Source organism: Prosthecobacter sp., assembly GCF_044373815.1.
In the GTDB taxonomy this organism is placed as follows: Bacteria; Verrucomicrobiota; Verrucomicrobiia; order Verrucomicrobiales; family Verrucomicrobiaceae; genus Prosthecobacter.
Genome location: NZ_JBIPNG010000073.1, coordinates 1 through 18,581 on the forward strand (window position 1 = coordinate 1; position 18,581 = coordinate 18,581).

The window sequence follows — 18,581 nt, forward strand, 5'->3', positions numbered from 1 at the left end:
TTCGCTCTTCCGGGGCTGGCCTTTCGGATCGCTCCTGATTTGGGAAGTGAAACCCGATTGTTTTGCAGCTAACGAGGGCATCCCTCACCGGGCTTTTTGGCAGGTGGTTGACCGAACATCTGAAGATGCGGGAAGCTCTGCTTCATCATTGGGTCAGCCTGCTACCTATCACATGGTGTTGGATGGCCAGCAGCGCATACAAAGTTTAATTCTGGCTTTAGGCGGCGACCAATGGGGGTTCCAATTGAATGACGCCGACTGGGCGCTGGACCTGCGGGACCGCCGTGTCCGACCAAGCAATCATTGGTCCCGTGCCTCACTATGCATCGACTTGGAAAGATTTCATGACGAAGCTACTTCAAAAGGAGGAAAGGTTCGAAAGATCGAAGCTGGAAAAATTTTGGATTGGATCGTTCTAGATGATGTTGCTGGTCAATCCTCAGACCCACGTCCCTCGAATTATGTTTATCCCTTGTTGAAGGCATCGGAGATTAGAGGGCGATTCATTCGCTTGTCACGTGTCTGGGATCTTGCTGAAAGAGACTTGTCGGAAAGCGAATATGAAGAGCTGCTGATTCCAATATTTGCAGATCACGGTGCTACAGAGGCAACGCAAAGTAAAGTTCTCCGCCTTTTCGCCCAGTTCATGCGCGTTGTTGAAAATATCAAGAACAACAGTTTCGTGCACGCCCTTCAAATTGAGTCGTTTCAGCTTACGCCACAGTGGACCAAAGACGACTATAGCGACGCCATCGTGAACATTTTCACGCGACTCAACACTGCGGGAAGAACTCTGACACGCGAAGAGATTACGCTAGCGTGGCTGAAAGTGGGCTGGATTCGCGAGTTCACAGACGGAAAAACCGCTGGACAATGCATGGACTTCCTGAGAGAGGCTTTTGCCGAACGAGGGTTTGAATTGGATACTGATGAAATTGTGAGGCTCATCTCATTTGTTTGGGCCGTCGAACATCGAGACGGGAGCCTGCTGGACTCCAAGGACCTTTTGAAGGGGGATATTGTTCGCTCACTGGCAACTACTACGGCGAAGCTATGGAATCGGCTCAAACCAAATTTGGAGCGTGGAGCTGACCTGATAAAATCGAGAGAGCTCCCAGACAAATCATTCAATGCCGTGATCGTTGTGCTGTCTTGGTATGGGATGGCATTCGAGACATTCGTTGCACTATCGGGGCTGTCTGTAATTCAGAGGGACGACCTGGAGAAGCATCTTCGTAAGCGTGCAGAACAATTTGTTGATCGTTGGTTCTTCGCCTCGGAATGGGCTGGAGTTTGGGGTGATGCCGCTGTCCTGAGTTTCCAAAACTTTGCTACTGACCTGAACGGTATCCACAAATCGTTTGCCACCTGCACGGCTCAAAAGTTTCTCGAAGTCGTGGACCAAAGCATTGCCAAATTGATGGATCGTATTGTTCCCAAAGCCATCCAACAGGTTGACAACCTGATCGTGAAAGACAGGCGGCGCGTTCATGCCTACCACAACCTACTTTGGGTTTGGCACCGGTTGGACGCAGACAGATGGAAATACTCATCCCTCCCAATGCGAACGGGCAAGAAACGAACCAGCAAGCTGGAAGTCGATCACACGATTGCCGACGCTTGGTGGCAACGCATTGTCAATCAGGAAACTGAGGAGAAGCTAAAGGCGTTTGTTGGAACTGAAGCAGAGAAACTGGTTATTGGGCCTGATGGGTATGAAAACCTGGGGGAGGCACAGGGGTTTGTGAACCTGCTGGGCAACTGTTCATTGCTCGACAAGTCGTTCAACATTTCAAAGAGTGACAAGCCCATGTGGGTTTTCCTGCAAGAGGTCCATGAGTTCAAAAATGGTGTTTTCGGCCGCCCAGACTGGCAAACGGCTCTTTTGCTAGACGACACAATGACTGCACCTAATGGCAAGACGCTTGCCGAACTGAAGGGATTGATTCAGACACGAGATGCGGCAATCAGGATCGAGCTAAAAGACTTTATCAATGGGGCAAAACTGCGAGTGGACATACAAAACTAGCTGTCGATGAATGCTCACGCCTACACCGAAGACCAGCTAGTCGAGCAGCCCGCCATCGGGCTGTTTGGAAAGCTTGGCTGGGAGACGGTATCGGCAGCGGAGGAAACCTTGGGTGCCAGCGGTACGCTTGGTCGTTTGGCGAAGTCGGAAGCGGTACTGCCAGGGCGGCTGGAGCCTGCTTTGAAGAAGTTGAATCCCATGCTGTCGCAGGAGGCGATCTCGGCGGCACTCGAAGAGCTGGCGCGGAATCGCTCGGCGATGAGTCCAGCAGCGGCGAACCGGGAGACGCATGAGCTTTTGAAGCAAGGGGTCAAGGTCAGCGTGCCGGACAAGGAGCGCGGCGGGCAGAAGACGGAGCGGGTGCGGGTGATTGATTGGGAGAACCCGGAGGCGAATGATTTTCTCCTCGTGAGTCAGATGTCCATCCAGGGGGCGCTGTACCTGCGGCGACCGGATTTGATCGGCTTCGTCAATGGACTCCCGCTGGTGGTGGTTGAACTCAAGAAGCCCGGCGTGCCAGCACAGCAGGCTTTCACGGACAACCTGACCTGTTACAAGGCGGACATCCCGCAGCTTTTCTGGGGCAATGCGCTCATGATTGCCAGCAACGGTACTGACAGCCGCGTGGGTTCGCTGACAGCGGACTGGGAGCGGTTCTTTGAGTGGAAGCGTATCGCCAGCGAGGGCGAACAGCGTCGGGTGTCGCTGGAGGTGATGATCTGCGGCACCTGCGACAAGAAGCGTCTGCTGGATTTGGTGGAGAACTTCATCCTCTTCTCCGAGCACAAGGCGGGACTGGTCAAGATCGTGGGGCAGAACCATCAGTTTCTCGGCGTGAACAACGCCATCGCTGCCAGCCTGAAAGCCCGCACGGAAGGCCACGGACGCGGCGGGGTCTTTTGGCAGACGCAGGGCAGCGGCAAGAGCTTCTCCATGGTCTTCTACTCGCAGAAGATTCTGCGCACGGTGCCCGGCGACTGGACCTTTGTGATCGTGACGGACCGCGTGGAACTGGACGAGCAGATCGCCACGACGTTCAAGGCCTGCGGTGCGGTGAGCGAGGCCGAAGGCGAAATCTGCCATGCCAGCAGCGGCGGACATCTGCGCGAGCTGCTGCGGGGGAATCACCGCTATGTGTTCACGCTGGTGCATAAGTTCCAAACCGATGAGATGCTCACGGATCGGCGGGACGTGATCGTTTTGACCGATGAAGCGCACCGCAGCCAGTATGACACACTGGCCATGAACATGCGGGCCGCGCTGCCGAACGCGATCTTTGTGGCCTTCACCGGCACACCGCTGATCGCGGGCGAAGAACGGACGCGGGAGGTCTTTGGCGATTACGTCTCCATCTACGACTTTCAGCAAAGCGTGGAGGACGGCGCGACGGTGCCGCTCTTCTACGAAAACCGCACGCCCGAGCTGCACCTGGACAATCCCAACCTGAACGAGGACATCTACGCTCTGATCGAGGAAGCGGAACTGAGCCTGGAAGCTGAGGAAAAACTGCAACGTGAACTGGGAGCGCAATACCACCTGATCACCCGTGACGACCGTTTGGAAACGGTGGCCAAGGACATCATGAACCACTTCCTGGGCCGTGGGTTCCAAGGCAAGGCCATGGTGGTGAGCATCGACAAAGTGACCGCGCTGAAGATGCACGCGAAGGTGCAGAAGCATTGGGTGGCAGAACAAACACGCGTGTGGAAGGAACTGGAGGTGCTGTCCCGTTCCAAACCGCTCAAGCCTGGCCAGCCCAAGATCGGGGCCACGAATGACTACGACGCCGAGAAGGTGCGGGAACTGCAACGACGCCTCGATTTGCTGGAGCACACCGACATGGCGGTGATCGTCTCCGCCGAGCAAAACGAGATCGCCAAGATGGCAGTGAAGGGCATCGACATCGTGCCGCATCGCAAGCGGATGAACGATGAGAAGCTGGACGAGCGCTTCAAAGACCCGAAGGACGAGCTGGGCCTCGTTTTTGTCTGCGCGATGTGGCTGACCGGCTTTGATGCGCCAAGCTGCTCGACGATCTACCTCGACAAACCGATGCGGAACCACACGCTGATGCAGACCATCGCCCGTGCGAACCGTGTCTATCCCGGCAAGCAGAGCGGTTTGATCGTGGACTACGCGAACGTCTTCGCCTCGCTGGAGCGAGCCCTGGCCATCTACGGAGCCGGAAAGGACGGCAAGACGCCTGTGCGTGACAAACAGGAGCTGGTGGAGCAACTGCGTGCCGCCGTGAAAGAGGCGGCTGAGTTTTGCCAGCGCCAAGGGGTGAGTCTGAGCGCCATCCATGATGCGACTGGCATGGAGAAACTGCACCTCCTGAGCGAAGCGGTGAATGCGCTGATTTCCCCGGACGAACTGCGGAAGCAATTCCTCGCCCATGAGAAACTCGTGCGGGCTCTCTATCAAGCCGTGAAGCCGGACAAGGCCGCCATCGAGTTTGCCCCGATGTGCTCGCTGCTGGCCACGCTGGCCGATTCGATCAAGTTGCAGACTGGCGAGGGCGAAACGCCCGACATCACGCCGATCATGGGCAAGCTGAATGAATTGCTCGACGAATCCATCGGCGCGGAAGGCTTCACCATTGCCGAAGGGAAAGCGGGTGCCCGGCATGGCGTGATCGACCTCTCCAAGATCAACTTCGAAGCGCTGGCGAGGAAGTTCAAAGAGTCGAAGCAGAAGAACCTCGACATCGAAAAGCTCAAAGCCGCCATCCGCGCCACCCTGGACAAGATCGTCCACATGCACCGCGCCTTGCGGACGGACTACCAGCAGAAGTTCGAGGAACTCATCGCGAGCTACAATGCGGGGAGCCTGAACATTGACCAGCTCTTTGCGGCCTTGCTGGAGCAAAGCCGCAAGCTCACCGAGGAACAAACACGGCATGTGCGTGAGAATCTCCTGCCTGCTGAACTCGTGATCTTCGACATTCTTACCCGTCCCGCGCCCGAACTCAGCGATGCCGAGCGTGATGAGGTGAAGAAGGTGGCGAAGCAACTGTTCACCAAGGTGCAATCTCTCCTCGGCACGATGTGGAAAGGCACCCAGCAAGGACGATCCAAGCTCCAGGACGTGATCAAGGACACCCTCGACGAAGGTTTGCCCATGGCCTATGACAAGCCCCTCTACGAGGCGAAGGTGGAGGCGGTCTTCGAGCACTTCTACGAGACGGCGGCGTGAGGGTGCGACTGGAATAAATACTTGCTGCAGTGCTCACCATTTCAAGGACACAAAGTGCTCCCTACTTGCTGTTGAGGAATGCTTCCATCGCGGCCTGACCGATTAAAACTCCAACCCCAAATGCCATGTCCTTCGCCTCCCTGTTGGTCGTGCCGGTTGACTGAATGATTTTGTGTTCTGTGACCTGTCCAAGATTTGCATTGTAGGTTAATGACATTTTGGTCCACCCGATGGGAGTGATGATTCCATGCCAGTAGAGGGTGTATGCTATTGTATATTTTCGAATGTCTTTGGCGTCCTTCCTCGTCGCGTTCTCTTTCCAGTCGATATCAATCTCGGTGACTCTCACGCTGACACCTGTTCCCACTGGGTGAATCGCCTGGAAAATGCTGTCTGCGCCAAATTCCATGGTTCCGTCGCTGAGTTGGACCGGGGCATTCAGTTCTGATTCCAAGCCAAGCATGAAGAGTTTACGAAATGCTGCCTCAGACTCCGGTATGCCATCTTGATGTTTATCTACGAGCTCAACCTTGAACTCACCAACTTGCTTGTCCAAACCTGCGCTAACAATTGGATCAACGGTATACTCCCCGTCGAGGATGTCGTCCCGCACTATGCCACTCCATTCAATGCGCACTCCTGCTGGATCCTTGCTGACAAATGAAATCGTGTTTCCGTCACGCTTTCCTTTGATCTCCGCACTGCCAGCAAGCCAGCCACTGATGGAGATGTAGCCGGATATTTGAGAGCCTTCCTGTTGGATGAGAAGTTTTAGGTATCCGTCTAGTTGATGAGTCACATTGCGGCACGTCCCGTCCCACAGTGCTGTGTCTTTTGCGATGGAGGCAGTCGTGAGAACGGCGCTCACGAAGGTGAAGAGAATCCATTTCATTTTTGCTTTCATATGGGTGTGCCTTTTGCAGGTGAATCATCGGCAACCCAAAACGCGGGTAAGGATTAAGCGAAACTGTTGGTGCGGAAGCAGCCTTAGTTTGGATTGCCTTCTTTAAGAAGCGCATGCTTGCCCCGGTCATTTTGTGATGCAAGCAAAAAAGCGACATTCCTGCCGCCGACAATTATGCCGCTTTAGCCATTAATCGCGTTCGTGGCACTCCGCATTCGTCAAATCCTTGGAAGAAACGTCAACCGGTTACGGATGGCGATGGGTTTGACGCAGGAAGAGCTTGCGGAGCAATCGCAAATTGACCGGCGGCAGCTTCAGCGAATTGAGGCGGGAGCGGCCAACCCTGGGGTAGAGATGCTAGCTCGGCTACGCAAAGCGCTTGATTGTTCGTGGCCTGATTTGCTAGCTGGGATGTGACTAGGCTCTGGCCCTCATGCTGCACGGGTTAGCAGGTCGAAGGCATGGAAGGGGACTCCTGCGGTTTCGCCATCGAGGAGAAAGTCGCCTGGGTGTCTGCTCGCGTTTCTTTATTCCTCCGACTCATTCACTGCAATCCAGGATGGGAATGGATCAGGCAGCTGTTGCCAGGCTTCCGGTCCCCCGATCATTTCGGCGTCATTGAGCTGGCAGGCATCGAGTTGAGCTGTGAGGGCGGCTTGATCCATTTCACGGCCGATCAGTACGATTTCGGTGCGCCGGTCTCCGTAGGGCTCTTGCAGATTGGCTTCGATCTCTGCCTGTGCTGCGGGATCCTTGGGCCATTCATCACTGCCCACGGCTGACCAGAACATGCCCATGGCGCGGGTGTCTCGCAGCACGCCGGCCTGAGAGATGTAGCCTGCGAGTTCCATGCGTGTGGCGAGCCAGAACATGCCTTTGGCCCGGATGACGCCCTCCCATGCTGCACGCATGAAGGCATCAAAACGTTGCGGATGGAAAGGCCGCCGGGCACGGTAGATAAAGCTGTTGATGCCGTACTCCTCCGTCTCCGGCGTGTGACCGTTCAAGGAATCCAGCCAGCCTTCAGCCTGCTCCGACTCTGCTTGTGCGTAGAGTCCGGTGCTCAGCACGGCATTCAGCGGCACTTCGGATTGACGCGTTTCATAGACCTTTGCCTTCGGATTCAAAGCTTGGATGACACCACGAATATCGCCGAGTTCCTCGGTGCTTACGACATCCGTTTTATTGATGAGAATGACGTTGGCGAATTCGATCTGATCCGTCAGCAAATGGACAATCGTACGACCGTCTTCCTTGGACACCGCCTGCCCGCGCTGCTGAAGATCTTCGGTGCTGTAGTAATCATTCAGGAAGTTGCGTGCATCGACCACGGTGACCATGGTGTCGAGTTGCGCGAGATCAGACAACGACCGTCCCTCCTCATCCTGAAAGGTGAAAGTTTCGGCCACTGGCATCGGTTCGGAGACTCCTGTGGACTCGATGAGCAGAGCGTCGAAGCGGCCTTCGCGAGCCAGTTTTGAGACTTCCTTGAGCAGATCTTCACGGAGCGTGCAGCAGATGCAGCCATTGCTCATCTCCACCATTTTCTCCTCGGTGCGGGAGAGCTGGGCATCGCCAGCCTTCACAAGCTGGGCATCCACATTGACCTCGCTCATGTCATTGACGATGACGGCAACTCTGCGTCCCTCGCGGTTTCGCAGGATGTGATTGAGCAAGGTGGTTTTCCCAGCTCCGAGGAAGCCGGAGAGGACGGTGACAGGGAGCTTTGGTGTCTTTATGTGCATGAATGTGTGGATATTTATAACGCAAACATGTTGCAATAGATATTGACTTAACGCAACTAAAATGCATTATCGAATGGGCGCATCGGCCCCTTCTTCCGTCCTCTTTTCAGTTCATTTTTGAAATCCCTGCTCTGCACATGTCCCATGCTGGTTCTCCCAATACATCTCGCAAACCCGCCCCCCTCATCCTGTCGGTGGAGCGCGCGGACGGGACGATCTGTGAGCTCCCAGAAGGTGAGTTCCGCTCCGGCGCAGGCCGGCTGCTTTTCGTCCGTCGGGGGAGCCGCATTGAGATTCGCTGCCCGCGCAGCAAGGAGCTTTTTTCCATCCATTTCGGCCCCATGCCGCCCACCGGCGCGCACTGAGGCACAGCCTTTCGGGCGGTGACAAACACCGCCGGAAAACAATCGAGGCCGGAGGTCGCAGAACCCGGAGCCCTTCACACACACACCAAAACACAGACAAAAAACATGAAGGTATCCCATATTCTCGCGACACGCCTGGCGCGTCGTTACAACCAGAAAGGCCTGACGCTCATCGAGCTCCTGGTCGTCCTGGTCATCCTGATTGCCCTCGCCGGCATTCTCATCCCGCAGTTGCCAAACATGCTCACGCGTGCTCACACGGCGGCGGCGTCCACGAACATTCCAGAGGCCAACAAGCGCATCCAGGAGTTTGAGCAGATCTACTTCAAGCAGCCCGCGAACCTTGACAATCTCGTCAACGGCGTGGCACTGGTTGACTATCTGCCGGGCACGACTGGCCTCACCGCCACAGCGCTGACGGCAGACACTCGTGATGCTCTGTTCAATGCGGGAATCACGTCGCTTGCGGGGCTCTATGACACGAAGGCGACCCTTGATACGGCTGGTGGCAATACCACCTTCAACCCGTATGACGCTGCCGCTGACCTCGACCTCACGGCAGGCACGCCTTCCGTCGCTGTCGCTACGGAAACTACCGTCGAAGCGCTTCTGCGTCCTGATGGTGGCGCAGGTGATACCTACGTTGCCCTCGGCATCGGTCAGAAGAGCGAACTGATTGGCCGCACGACCAATGAGGCTCCGTATCACTTTGGTGATGTGGCAGGCTCGGGTCCTGACGTCGTCTATGCCCGCTATCTTGCCATCTACAAAGTGGCGAATGACGGCACAGCCTTGGACAAAGCTATTTTCATCGGGGTGCTCGCCATGCACGACGACGGCCTCGCCAATGGTGGCGATCACGTCTCGGAGTTCTTCAACGCAAACCAGCTGTAATCTAACAGGCATCGTGTGATGCCAAAGTCTGCGGCACCTCGCGTCCTGCGGGGTGCCGCATGGCCCCGCCCGGTCAAGCCGAGCGGGGTTCTTTAAACATTGTACGCCCTCTCAGCCTGTCCATGCACATGCACCTCGATCACAAAAATGCTGGAGCCTCAGCACGCCATCATCGTGTGGCGGGCCTGACGTTGCTTGAGCTGCTCGTCGTGCTGATGGTGCTCATCGCCGTGGCTGGAATCATCGTGCCCAACGTGACCGACCTGCGTCTGGGCTTTGCTGGCGACCGCAAGACAGCGCAGCAAATCGCCACGGAGCAGACCCTGCTGCAGGTGCGCGCGGCGATCCTCGGTGGGAATGGTCAGAAAGGCTTGTGGCCCGACCTGGCGCAGCGCGATGCCGACCTGCCCCAGACCATGGCCGAGCTGTTTGTGCCACGCGCTGACTGGCCTGACTTTGATCCCAACACGCGCATCGGCTGGCGTGGCCCCTATCTGCTGAGCAGCGGTACACGCTATGGTGTCAATGACGCCTATGGCAGCGCCACCGACCCCGCCGTGCTGGATGCCTGGGGCAGTCCCATCGTGATCCAAACCCCGGATGCACAGTACATCCGCATCGTCTCTGGCGGCGAGGACGGCGTCATCGACACGCCCCCCATAGTGACCATGCCCGCCCTCGCTGATTGTGGCGATGACGTGCTTCTTTTTCTCCGCGTGGCGGACACCCGCTCATGAAAATCCACCGCCCATCTCTCCACCCAAGCGGCCTCACCCTGCTTGAGCTGCTGGTCGTGCTGACGATCCTCGTCGTTCTCTCCACCGTCGCCATCACCAGCACCAGCGGCGTGGCAGATCAGGCCCGCTACGAAGCCACTCAGCGCACGCTGGAAAACATCCGCGACGCAGTGATCGGGCCTGCCAACCTCCGCGACACAGATGGCACGCTGCTTTACACCGGATTTATGGCGGACACGGGACGCCTCCCACAAGCGGCGGCAGAAGTGGTGGACGGAGGCACAGTTTTGACGCTGGCTGAACTCGTCCAGCAGCCTGCTGGGATGGCGGCTTATCAAGTGCTCCCTGCGATCACTTCGAATTGCACTCCAGCGGACGAAGCCGATGAGGAAGACATAAAAGTGAATGCCGACACGGTGCGACTCGGCGTTGGCTGGCGCGGACCTTACCTGCGCTTGCCCCCCGGAAACCTCCTTCCACGAGATGGCTGGGGAGCGCAGTTGGTGACGCCGGCTGGCGTCGTGCCAGGTTTCCCCAACGATAGCCTTCTAAACAGCGGAGGGGCTGTTGGCGCAGGCGATCCGATTGATCAAATCACCAGCTATGGTCGTGATGGGGCTGCTGGTGGTGTGGATGTGTATGATGCCGAGCTTGACGTGAACTTTTCCGAAATGGTGGCTGCGACCGTAGTCGCTCAGGTCGAAATTCAAGACTCAACGGGAACCGTTTTGAACAGCTCTGAGATCACACGCGTATTCGTCCGTCTTTTTGAACCGAACTCTTCAGATGGAATGATTTCAGTGAAGGCGGCAGTAGGTCCAGAGGGAGCCATGGGTGATCCGTTTGATTCATATCATGAGCATGACAACGATCTTCTAACTTTTTCGCCAGTTTCGACCACTCCAGGCATTCGGGCAGTTCGAGCCTATGCGCGAAAGGACGATGGTACAACGAGGCCTGTGAATGCGGGCAACCTTAGAAGTGCTCCAGTGTATCTAAGAGCTCGGCCAGGGAGTAACACCATCAAGCTTGTGATCATCAATAAACCATGAGTCGCACGATCCTCCTCGTCACTCCCCACTTCATCGCGCGCGGTGATTTTGACTCGCGCGGCGTACTGCGCAGCATGGGGCATGCGGTGCCGCCTGCGCATGGGGTGGATGTGGCTTCGCTCACGCTGGCGGCGCTTGGGCTGGTAAAGGCGGCTCCGCGTCGTGTCTGGGTGCTGACTACTGCCGCCGCCACGGCGATCGTGGAGACGACGCCGGGGCGTTTGCAGGGCTTGACTGAAGCAGAGCTTTCCTCAGCTCTCGCGTTTGAAGCGGAGGCGCTGACCGGACTGCCTGCGATGACGAGCCAGACCGCTGCCTGTCGTATGGCGGCAGCAAGCGGCGCGGAGGCCTGGTGGGTCACCCAGATCAGCCAGCGGATGCGCGCCGAGATTGAGGCTGAAGTCGTGCGGCTTGGCGCGCGGCTGGAGGGCATCGCTCATCCGGGCGGCCTTGTCATGCAGCTTGGCACGGTGGCGGAGCGCTTCGAGCTTTGGCATGATTTGCTCTTCATTCACCGGGCCAGTGGCGCGTTCGACATCCTGGCGGTCGATGAAAGCGCGCCGCTCACATCGGTCATGGCGCGTTTTCCCGCCACGGGCAGCGTGCGCATGATGCTGACTGCAAAGCCGCAGGCCCTCGTCACGGACTGCGAGGTGCACAGCCTGCATGAAGATGAAACGCTGCGCTCGTGGCTCACGTCCTGGCATCAGGCTCTCAACGCGCCCACGCCCTCTGTCCCGGTGCTGCTGCCGCCGGCACAACCGATGAGCGCGGTGAAGCGTGTGTGGTTGTCCGTGAGCACGGCGGCCATCGCCCTTGGGCTGTGCTTTGCCCACTGGTGGATCTCCGAACGGCAGCTTCAGCAGGCGCAGGAGGAGGTCAAAACCCTGAGCGCGGTGGCCAAACAACGTGCCGAGCTGAAGCAAACATCCGCAGACATCAGCAAGCTGCGCACAGAATTGGAATCCGCCCGCCGCCTGCAAAGCCAGGCCCTGCGCGGTTTTGGCGCGATGCTTGCCGCCGTGGGCGAGCTGCGGCCCTCCGGCCTGCTGGTGCGCAGCTTGAAGGAGCCCGCCGGTTCCGGCAGCCCGGCAGGCTCCCGCTACACCGGCATGGAGGCGCTGATCTCCGGCCTCTGCACGCATCAGGAACTTGCCGCCGAGTTCTCGCGTACGCTTGGCGCACGCCTCACGCCGTTAGGCTGGAGCGTGCGCCCGGCGCGCACCACGGCACGGCTCGCGGGCGGCACGCCGACCTGGGATTTTGAGATTCCGCTGAGGCTCGATGGCAGTTCCACATCCGTCTCAAACACTCAAGCCTCCAGCACACCATGAAGCCGAAGAACAAGCCCTCGCTCACCGCGCGTGAACGCTTCCTGCTCCTAGTGCTGCCGGGTGCGCTGGTGCTGGCGGTTTATGCTGTCTTCATCAATGGCACCCATCTCAGCGCGCTGACCAAGGCCTGCCAGCAGCGCGACAAACTGCGTGAAGAAGTCGGTCCCATGAGATTGAATCCGCAGGCGCTCGCCGCTGACCTGCAACGCCTGAAGACCGAGCAGGCGGACTTGAAGCGCAAACTGGCCGCGTTCAGCGAAGACGGCAGCGATGCCATGCAGCGCTCCGAAGCCGTCGTGATGATCGGCGCATTGCTGCGCAAGCACGGCATGATCGTGGTGGATGAAGGCCCCTCCTCCAAACAATCCGCACCCGCTTCTGGCACCGCACGTGGATCTGCCGTCAAACAAAGCCACACCACGCATGCTGACAGTGTGTGGCAGGTGCGCTTTCTCGGCAGTTGGAGCGGCGTGCAGGCCACTCTGATGGCCCTGCCTGACTTTGAAGGCAGCGCCTGCCTGCCGCTGAGCCTGAGCATGGCAGAACCTCAAAACCAAAGCCCCGTGCGCGAGTGGAAGCTGCGCCTTCGCCTGTGATGCACCTGATGAGCGACAGCCCCCACACCCTCCCGGTCACGGTGATTTCCGGCTTCCTAGGTTCAGGCAAAACCACGCTGCTGCGCCGTCTCCTGCGCGAAGCCAAGGGAACGCGCCTCGGCGTGATCGTCAATGACCTCAGCGAGCTGGAAGTGGATGGCGATCTGGTGCGCGACCCCGAAGGGTTCAACGAGCAGCGCGGCAACTTCGCCAGCATCCACACCGGCAGCATCAGCGGCACGCAGCGCGGGGCGTTTGCAAGCGTTCTTGATGCCTGGCACGGGCGCGATGACCTGGATCACGTCATCATCGAAACCTCCGGCAGCACGCATCCCGGGCCTCTGATCCAGGAGATCAGCGCACGGCCTGAGTTCAAGCTCGACACTTTTGTCACGCTCATTGATGCGAAAGCATTCATGGAGGACTACGGCGGCGGGCGCCTGCTCAGTGAGGCCACTCAGCCCCAGGCTCCGCTGCTGTCGGCACAGATCCGCCTGGCGAATGTGATCTTGCTCACCAAGACCGAGAAGCTGATTCCCCAGGCCATCGAATGGATGGCCCAACACCTCACGGCACTCAATCCCTCCGCAGCGCTTTACTCAGTCAACTACGGCAGGATCACGCCTCAGTTGATCCTCGGCACCGGCAGCTTCGACATGGATCGGGCGCAACATCTCGCCGCCGGCTGGCAGCATGATGACGTGGGAGATGCCGCCAGCTATGACCTCGGCAGCACCGTCATCACCGATCCTCGTCCGTTGCATCCACGGCGGCTTTGGACCCTGTTCAGCAAGCGACTCGGCGCTGGCATCCACCGCAGCAAAGGATTCATCTGGATGCCCTCACGGGATCGCGATGTCCTGCTGTGGAATCAAGCCGCATGCAGCATCGAGATGGAGCTCATGGCCTACTGGAAGGCGGCGCTCGTGACCAATCCCGATGGCAAACTCGTGCCGGAGGAAATCGCCATGCTGCGTGACATGCTCCAAGGCACCCACCCCGAATTCGGCGACCGCGCCTGCGAACTCACTGTGATCGGCACCGCGCATGACCGCGCCATCTTCGTGCAAGACCTCAAGTCATGCTTCTGCACCGACGACGAAATCACCGCCTGGCAGCGCGGCGAGACCTTCGACGACCCATGGCCCAAAACCCTCCTGCGCGTGTGATGAGCCAGCCCCTTCCACCCATGTCACAAGACATCCCCATTTCCCGCCAGCGTGTACTGCTGAGCGACTTCAAAGCCGCGCTGCTTCAGCAGATGTTCTTCTGGGGCCGTGATGTGATGACGAGTGGCAATCTGCTTGTCCAGCACGGCTTCATCAAACTGCCGTCCCCCGGCTTAAAGGGCACAAGTTGTTATCGGCTTGATTACCGTGGAGGCATCATCGAACTGCACGGGGCCTGCGCTGGCTGGTATCCCGGCGCTCATGATCCGCAGCCGGGCTTTCTCTTTGTGCGCACGTCAGGCCGCTGCACCTCGCATCATCTGCATGAGCCAGTGATCCCCGGCAGCTACCAGCCCGAGGTGCTCTGCCACGACACGGTCTCCACCTTGAAGGGCGCACAGGTCTTTGCCACCTGGCTGGCAGACTACGAAGACTGGATCCTGGCGCGCCAGGGTGCGGACTACCGCAGCCAGTGCCGCCACATGCTCGGCAGACTGCCAAAGGGCAGCCCCTGGCTGCCGGCACCACAGGCCACCAAATGGCTGCGTGCCCTTGCACAGCAGGGGGCAGCCGCACCACGTGCCAAAATCATGTTTCATGGCACATCCGGCCACAATCCCACACGCCATGCCCCTCAGCAAATGATCAGGCCGTCCCGGCTTCGGCAGGAGAAAAGCCATGCAGCTCTGAACTGATCCCTCTTCCGCATGGACACTCATCATGACAGCACAACTGCAAACGCCTCCGCCCGCACGGCTGAGGAGATCCTCGACGGACTTCAGGTGCGCGGGGTCAGGCGCACCCCCGCACTCCGCAGCCTGATTCACGCGATGACCGCGCACTCTGCCCCTGCCGCCATCGCCTACTGGGCAGACTTGACCAGCCTGAAGGAATTCAACCCGGTGACCCTCTATCGCCTGATGTTGAAGCTGGAGCAGGCAGGCGTGGTGCGGCGCATGCATCTCGGCGAACGCGCGCAGTACTTTCAGATCATCCGGCCCGGCCCGCAGCCGGACTACCTCGTCTGCACGAACTGTGGTGAACTCCAGCCCGTGCAGACACCGCCCGAACTGTACAGGATGGAGCAGCAGCTCGCCGCAAAATCAGGCTGGAAAGCCGTGCGCCATGAACTGGAGGTTTTCGGCTTGTGCCCGCACTGCACGGAGGGCCATGACGTGCCGCAGGAACACCACACTCACCAAATTCGATGAGCGTGCCTGCCCAACAGCTTGAACCCCTGCTCGACCGATGTCTCGACCTCGGTGCCTCGGACCTGCATCTCGCCAGTGATGCCGCGCCCTACTTCCGTGTGCAGGGCGTGCTCAGGTCAGATGAATCTTCGCCAGCCATCCCGGAAGCTCAAATGGAGCGCTGGGCGCGTGAAATCACCGGCCAGTCAAGCGGCCCGGTGGTGCGTGACACCGGCAGCTACGATGGGGCCCTCACCAGCCGGCGCGGCGTGCGCTTCCGCATCAACATTTACAAGGTTCGAGGCCGCATCCATCTCGCACTGCGTCGTCTGGATGACCGCTTTCGTCCGCTCTCGGAGCTGGGGCTGCCGGACTCGCTGAACCAGCTCTGCTTGCAGCCCTATGGGCTCGTTGTCATCGCAGGCCCCACGGGTTCCGGCAAGACGACCACGCTCGCCACGCTGCTGGATCACATCAATCAAACGCGGCGCTGCCATCTCATCACCATCGAAGACCCGGTGGAGTATGTGCATCACTCCAATCTCGCGCTGGTGAATCAGCGCCAGCTTGGGCTCGACACCCCCAGCTTCAATGACGCGCTCGTCGCCGCCATGCGGCAGGACCCCGATGTCATCCTCGTCGGCGAAATCCGCGACCTCACCACCATCCGCACTGCCATCACGGCGGCGGAGACCGGGCATCTCGTTTTCACCACCGTCCACGCGGGCGATTGCGTGGGAGCCATCGAGCGCATGGTGTCTGTGTTTCCTGCGGGCGAGCAGGACTGCATCCGCCGCCAGCTCGCCCTCGTCCTGCGTGCCGTCGTCGCCCAGCATCTCGTCGTCGCGGACGGTCCGGGACGAAAACAACGCGGCAATGACGACAAAGAACCCAAGGGCCGTCGCGTGCTCGCAGCGGAGATTTTGATGGCCAGCCAGGCCGTGGCGAACCTCATCGCCACGGGCAAGAGCAATCAGATCTACTCTGCCATGGAGTCCGGCACGCAGCAGGGCATGCAGACCATGGAGCACAGCCTCGCCACGCTCTACCTGCGCGGAGACATCTCCGAGCAGACCGTCAATGGCCTCGCCCGAAAGCCAGCGCAGGTGTATGAGCGCGCCAGCCGCATGAGGACACGTTCCGCCGCATCCGCATGACTCCCACGCCTCACAAACCGCAGACGCTGCTCGATCTCGATGCCGTGCGCATTGATTCCGTGCAGGCCTTGCGTCTGCCTGCGAGCATCGCCTTGAGACGAAGACTCCTGCCCTTTGCCGTGCATGAGGGGCATGTGTGGCTGGCCTGCCAGCATCAGGATGATGAAGCCGCACTCCGCACCTTGCAGCGTTACTTTGAGCACCCTTTGCGTGCGGTGGTGGCAGAGCCCGCATCACTCGGCCGCGCTCTTGACCGGCTTTACCGCGATGCCCCCCAGGCCGGGATCAGCACTCTCACACGCTACACAGAGCGCGGACAGGCCGCCGCCAGCCTGGATGCGGGAGATGGCGATTCCGACGCCACACAACTCGCCAACGAAATCCTCCGTGCCGGGATGCTGCGTCAGGCTTCCGACATCCATTTCAATCCGGGGGAAAAGGAGCTGCAGGTGCGCCTGCGCGTCGATGGTGTGCTGGAGGAGGCCTACCGCCTGCCCATGAGCGTGCATGGAGCTTTGCTCAACCGCTTCAAGATCATCGCCGGGCTGAACATCGCCGAACGTCGCGCCTCGCAGGATGGTGCTTTCCGTCATAGCGAAGCCGGAGCACGCGGCCTCGTGGTCGATGTGCGCGTGGCCACCATCCCCACCAGGCATGGCGAGCGCCTCACGCTACGACTGCTCGCCGTGGACAGCAGCCGCTTCAGTCTCGGTGCTCTGGGCATGAGCGCCACGCATCATGCCATGTTCAGCGAGGCCATCGCCAAACCGCACGGCCTCATCCTGCTCACCGGTCCCACCGGCTCCGGCAAGACTACCACCCTCTATGCCGCGCTGCGTGAACTCATCGCCGCCGAGGTGCAGAACATCATCACCATCGAAGATCCCATCGAAAATGAGATTCCAGGTCTCGTGCAGGTGGAGGTGGACAGCGCGGACAAGGTCAACTTCGCCAGTGCCCTGCGCAGCGTGCTGCGGCATGATCCTGATGTCGTGATGATCGGTGAGATTCGTGATCGTGAGACCGCTGATATCGCCATCAAAGCCGCGCTCACCGGCCATCTGGTCTTCTCCACGCTGCACACAAACTCAGCCGCCGGAGCGGTGGTGCGTCTGGCCGAGATGGGTGTGGAGCGTTTTCTCATCGCCTCCACACTGCGCCTGGCCGTGGCACAGCGGCTGGTGCGCAAATGCTGCGGGCATTGCATTCAGCCGCGCGCGATCCGCACCGAAGAAGCGGCCCTGCTCGCGCAGCCGGAACTGGAGGGGCAGGATGGTTTTGAGCCGCAGGGCTGCCTCTACTGCGCCGGGCGCGGTTTCATCGGTCGCATGGGTCTGTTTGAAATGCTGCCAGTCGATGAGCAGTGGTCGCAGATGATCGCGCGTGGCGCAGATGAGGCGGCGCTGAATGAATCCATGCGCCTGCGCAACCTGCCGCTGCTCGTCCACGATGCCGCCGAAAAACTGCGCGCCGGCAGCGTGACCATGAATGACGTGCGCAGCGCCGTGACCGTCTGGTAAACTCCCCATGCCCGCCTTCCTCTACAACGTTCGCGATGCCGCAGGTTCCCGTCTCTCGGGTGAACTGGAATCCTCCTCCAGCGCCGCGGCCGCAGCCGAACTGCGCGGACGTGGCCTGACGGTGATTGGTCTTGAGGAGGTACAGCATCCGGCACACTCACGCGGTTGGAAGCCCTCCGAACTGCTGTGGATTCGCTCGCTCGACATCGAAATCAGCCTCTATCAGCTCGCCACACTTTTGCGCAGCGGGCTCACCTTGCTGGGCGCACTTAGGCTTGTCGCAGAACAGTCGGAGCGTGGCCGTCTTCGCAGAGTGTGGGAGGAGGTGGTCACCGCCATCGAAAGCGGGCGCACCTTTGCCGATGCGCTAGCCCAGCACCCATGCTTCAATCGCCTCGTCGTGCAGCTCGTCAGCGTGGGCGAGCAGACCGGCCATCTCGGCCCCGTGCTGGAGCGTGCCGCCATGGCTCTGGAGAAAAAGCGCACGCTGCGCGCCGGCTTGCTCACCACGCTCATGTATCCGGCCATCGTCTTCCTGCTCGCCATCGGACTGGCGGTTTACATGGTCATTGGAGTGCTGCCGAAGCTGCAGGTCTTCCTGCGGGCGATGGGCAAGAAGCTGCCGCCGATGACCCAGCGTCTGCTCGACATCAGCGACTGGATTCAAATCAACGGCGTCACCACGGTCATCATT

At 59.4% G+C, this 18,581-nt stretch carries 17 protein-coding genes; 15 read left to right on the top strand and 2 right to left on the bottom strand.

Annotated elements, in window-relative coordinates; all coding sequences use genetic code 11:
- The coding region (locus ACIREA_RS08725; RefSeq protein WP_397381874.1) for a DUF262 domain-containing protein at window positions 1–2,029 on the top strand (2,029 nt) is incomplete at its 5' end.
- A gap of 6 nt (window positions 2,030–2,035) precedes the next feature.
- On the top strand, window positions 2,036–5,224 hold the full coding sequence (locus tag ACIREA_RS08730) for a type I restriction endonuclease subunit R (RefSeq protein ID WP_397381875.1): 3,189 nt from the start codon (window positions 2,036–2,038) through the stop codon (window positions 5,222–5,224).
- Between the two features lie 61 nt (window positions 5,225–5,285).
- Here the strand turns inward: ACIREA_RS08730 and ACIREA_RS08735 are convergent, their stop codons facing one another.
- Window positions 5,286–6,116: a hypothetical protein gene (locus tag ACIREA_RS08735; RefSeq protein ID WP_397381876.1), complete on the bottom strand. Its 831-nt coding sequence runs from the start codon at window positions 6,114–6,116 to the stop codon at window positions 5,286–5,288.
- A 213-nt stretch (window positions 6,117–6,329) separates the two neighbouring features.
- Between ACIREA_RS08735 and ACIREA_RS08740 the strand changes: the two genes are divergently transcribed.
- Window positions 6,330–6,545, top strand: a complete 216-nt coding sequence (locus ACIREA_RS08740; RefSeq protein WP_397381877.1) for a helix-turn-helix domain-containing protein — start codon at window positions 6,330–6,332, stop codon at window positions 6,543–6,545.
- 110 nt (window positions 6,546–6,655) lie between these two features.
- Here the strand turns inward: ACIREA_RS08740 and zigA are convergent, their stop codons facing one another.
- Window positions 6,656–7,873, bottom strand: coding sequence for a zinc metallochaperone GTPase ZigA (gene zigA / locus ACIREA_RS08745; protein WP_397381878.1), 1,218 nt, complete (start codon window positions 7,871–7,873; stop codon window positions 6,656–6,658).
- A gap of 137 nt (window positions 7,874–8,010) precedes the next feature.
- Here zigA and ACIREA_RS08750 point away from each other — a divergent pair, with 137 nt between their 5' ends.
- From ACIREA_RS08750 to ACIREA_RS08805, 12 genes are all read left to right on the top strand, one after another.
- The gene (locus ACIREA_RS08750) at window positions 8,011–8,238 is read left to right on the top strand and encodes a hypothetical protein (RefSeq protein ID WP_397381879.1); all 228 of its coding nucleotides are present in this window, start codon (window positions 8,011–8,013) and stop codon (window positions 8,236–8,238) included.
- A 105-nt stretch (window positions 8,239–8,343) separates the two neighbouring features.
- The gene (locus ACIREA_RS08755; RefSeq protein ID WP_397381880.1) at window positions 8,344–9,132 is read left to right on the top strand and encodes a type II secretion system protein; all 789 of its coding nucleotides are present in this window, start codon (window positions 8,344–8,346) and stop codon (window positions 9,130–9,132) included.
- A 128-nt stretch (window positions 9,133–9,260) separates the two neighbouring features.
- Window positions 9,261–9,869, top strand: coding sequence for a hypothetical protein (locus tag ACIREA_RS08760; RefSeq protein ID WP_397381881.1), 609 nt, complete (start codon window positions 9,261–9,263; stop codon window positions 9,867–9,869).
- Window positions 9,866–10,921, top strand: coding sequence for a prepilin-type N-terminal cleavage/methylation domain-containing protein (locus ACIREA_RS08765; RefSeq protein WP_397381882.1), 1,056 nt, complete (start codon window positions 9,866–9,868; stop codon window positions 10,919–10,921). The genes ACIREA_RS08760 and ACIREA_RS08765 overlap by 4 nt, the downstream gene beginning before the upstream one ends.
- Complete coding sequence (locus ACIREA_RS08770; RefSeq protein ID WP_397381883.1) at window positions 10,918–12,255, top strand: hypothetical protein; 1,338 nt, start codon at window positions 10,918–10,920, stop codon at window positions 12,253–12,255. Before ACIREA_RS08765 ends, ACIREA_RS08770 begins: the two co-directional genes overlap by 4 nt.
- The gene (locus ACIREA_RS08775; RefSeq protein WP_397381884.1) at window positions 12,252–12,851 is read left to right on the top strand and encodes a hypothetical protein; all 600 of its coding nucleotides are present in this window, start codon (window positions 12,252–12,254) and stop codon (window positions 12,849–12,851) included. The genes ACIREA_RS08770 and ACIREA_RS08775 overlap by 4 nt, the downstream gene beginning before the upstream one ends.
- An 8-nt stretch (window positions 12,852–12,859) precedes the next feature.
- Window positions 12,860–14,020 (top strand): CobW family GTP-binding protein, encoded by a 1,161-nt coding sequence (locus ACIREA_RS08780; RefSeq protein WP_397381885.1) that lies wholly within the window; start codon window positions 12,860–12,862, stop codon window positions 14,018–14,020.
- Window positions 14,021–14,040: 20 nt separating this feature from the next.
- Window positions 14,041–14,715: a hypothetical protein gene (locus tag ACIREA_RS08785; protein ID WP_397381886.1), complete on the top strand. Its 675-nt coding sequence runs from the start codon at window positions 14,041–14,043 to the stop codon at window positions 14,713–14,715.
- A 12-nt stretch (window positions 14,716–14,727) separates the two neighbouring features.
- Entirely contained in the window at window positions 14,728–15,231 is a 504-nt protein-coding gene (locus ACIREA_RS08790; RefSeq protein WP_397381887.1) for a Fur family transcriptional regulator, read from the top strand.
- Window positions 15,228–16,367, top strand: coding sequence for a type IV pilus twitching motility protein PilT (locus ACIREA_RS08795; protein WP_397381888.1), 1,140 nt, complete (start codon window positions 15,228–15,230; stop codon window positions 16,365–16,367). Before ACIREA_RS08790 ends, ACIREA_RS08795 begins: the two co-directional genes overlap by 4 nt.
- Entirely contained in the window at window positions 16,364–17,887 is a 1,524-nt protein-coding gene (locus ACIREA_RS08800; protein ID WP_397381889.1) for a GspE/PulE family protein, read from the top strand. The genes ACIREA_RS08795 and ACIREA_RS08800 overlap by 4 nt, the downstream gene beginning before the upstream one ends.
- 7 nt (window positions 17,888–17,894) lie before the next feature.
- A partial coding sequence (locus tag ACIREA_RS08805; RefSeq protein ID WP_397381890.1) for a type II secretion system F family protein occupies window positions 17,895–18,581 on the top strand: 687 nt, incomplete at its 3' end.

Coding starts and splice junctions, on each gene's coding strand:
- ACIREA_RS08750 (WP_397381879.1), top strand. CDS start 8,011: ATGTCCCATGCTGGTTCTCCCAATACATCTCGCAAACCCGCCCCCCTC.
- ACIREA_RS08780 (WP_397381885.1), top strand. CDS start 12,860: ATGAGCGACAGCCCCCACACCCTCCCGGTCACGGTGATTTCCGGCTTC.
- ACIREA_RS08760 (WP_397381881.1), top strand. CDS start 9,261: ATGCACCTCGATCACAAAAATGCTGGAGCCTCAGCACGCCATCATCGT.
- ACIREA_RS08770 (WP_397381883.1), top strand. CDS start 10,918: ATGAGTCGCACGATCCTCCTCGTCACTCCCCACTTCATCGCGCGCGGT.
- zigA (WP_397381878.1), bottom strand. CDS start 7,873: ATGCACATAAAGACACCAAAGCTCCCTGTCACCGTCCTCTCCGGCTTC.
- ACIREA_RS08785 (WP_397381886.1), top strand. CDS start 14,041: ATGTCACAAGACATCCCCATTTCCCGCCAGCGTGTACTGCTGAGCGAC.
- ACIREA_RS08755 (WP_397381880.1), top strand. CDS start 8,344: ATGAAGGTATCCCATATTCTCGCGACACGCCTGGCGCGTCGTTACAAC.
- ACIREA_RS08730 (WP_397381875.1), top strand. CDS start 2,036: ATGAATGCTCACGCCTACACCGAAGACCAGCTAGTCGAGCAGCCCGCC.
- ACIREA_RS08790 (WP_397381887.1), top strand. CDS start 14,728: ATGGACACTCATCATGACAGCACAACTGCAAACGCCTCCGCCCGCACG.
- ACIREA_RS08735 (WP_397381876.1), bottom strand. CDS start 6,116: ATGAAATGGATTCTCTTCACCTTCGTGAGCGCCGTTCTCACGACTGCC.
- ACIREA_RS08795 (WP_397381888.1), top strand. CDS start 15,228: ATGAGCGTGCCTGCCCAACAGCTTGAACCCCTGCTCGACCGATGTCTC.
- ACIREA_RS08775 (WP_397381884.1), top strand. CDS start 12,252: ATGAAGCCGAAGAACAAGCCCTCGCTCACCGCGCGTGAACGCTTCCTG.
- ACIREA_RS08800 (WP_397381889.1), top strand. CDS start 16,364: ATGACTCCCACGCCTCACAAACCGCAGACGCTGCTCGATCTCGATGCC.
- ACIREA_RS08765 (WP_397381882.1), top strand. CDS start 9,866: ATGAAAATCCACCGCCCATCTCTCCACCCAAGCGGCCTCACCCTGCTT.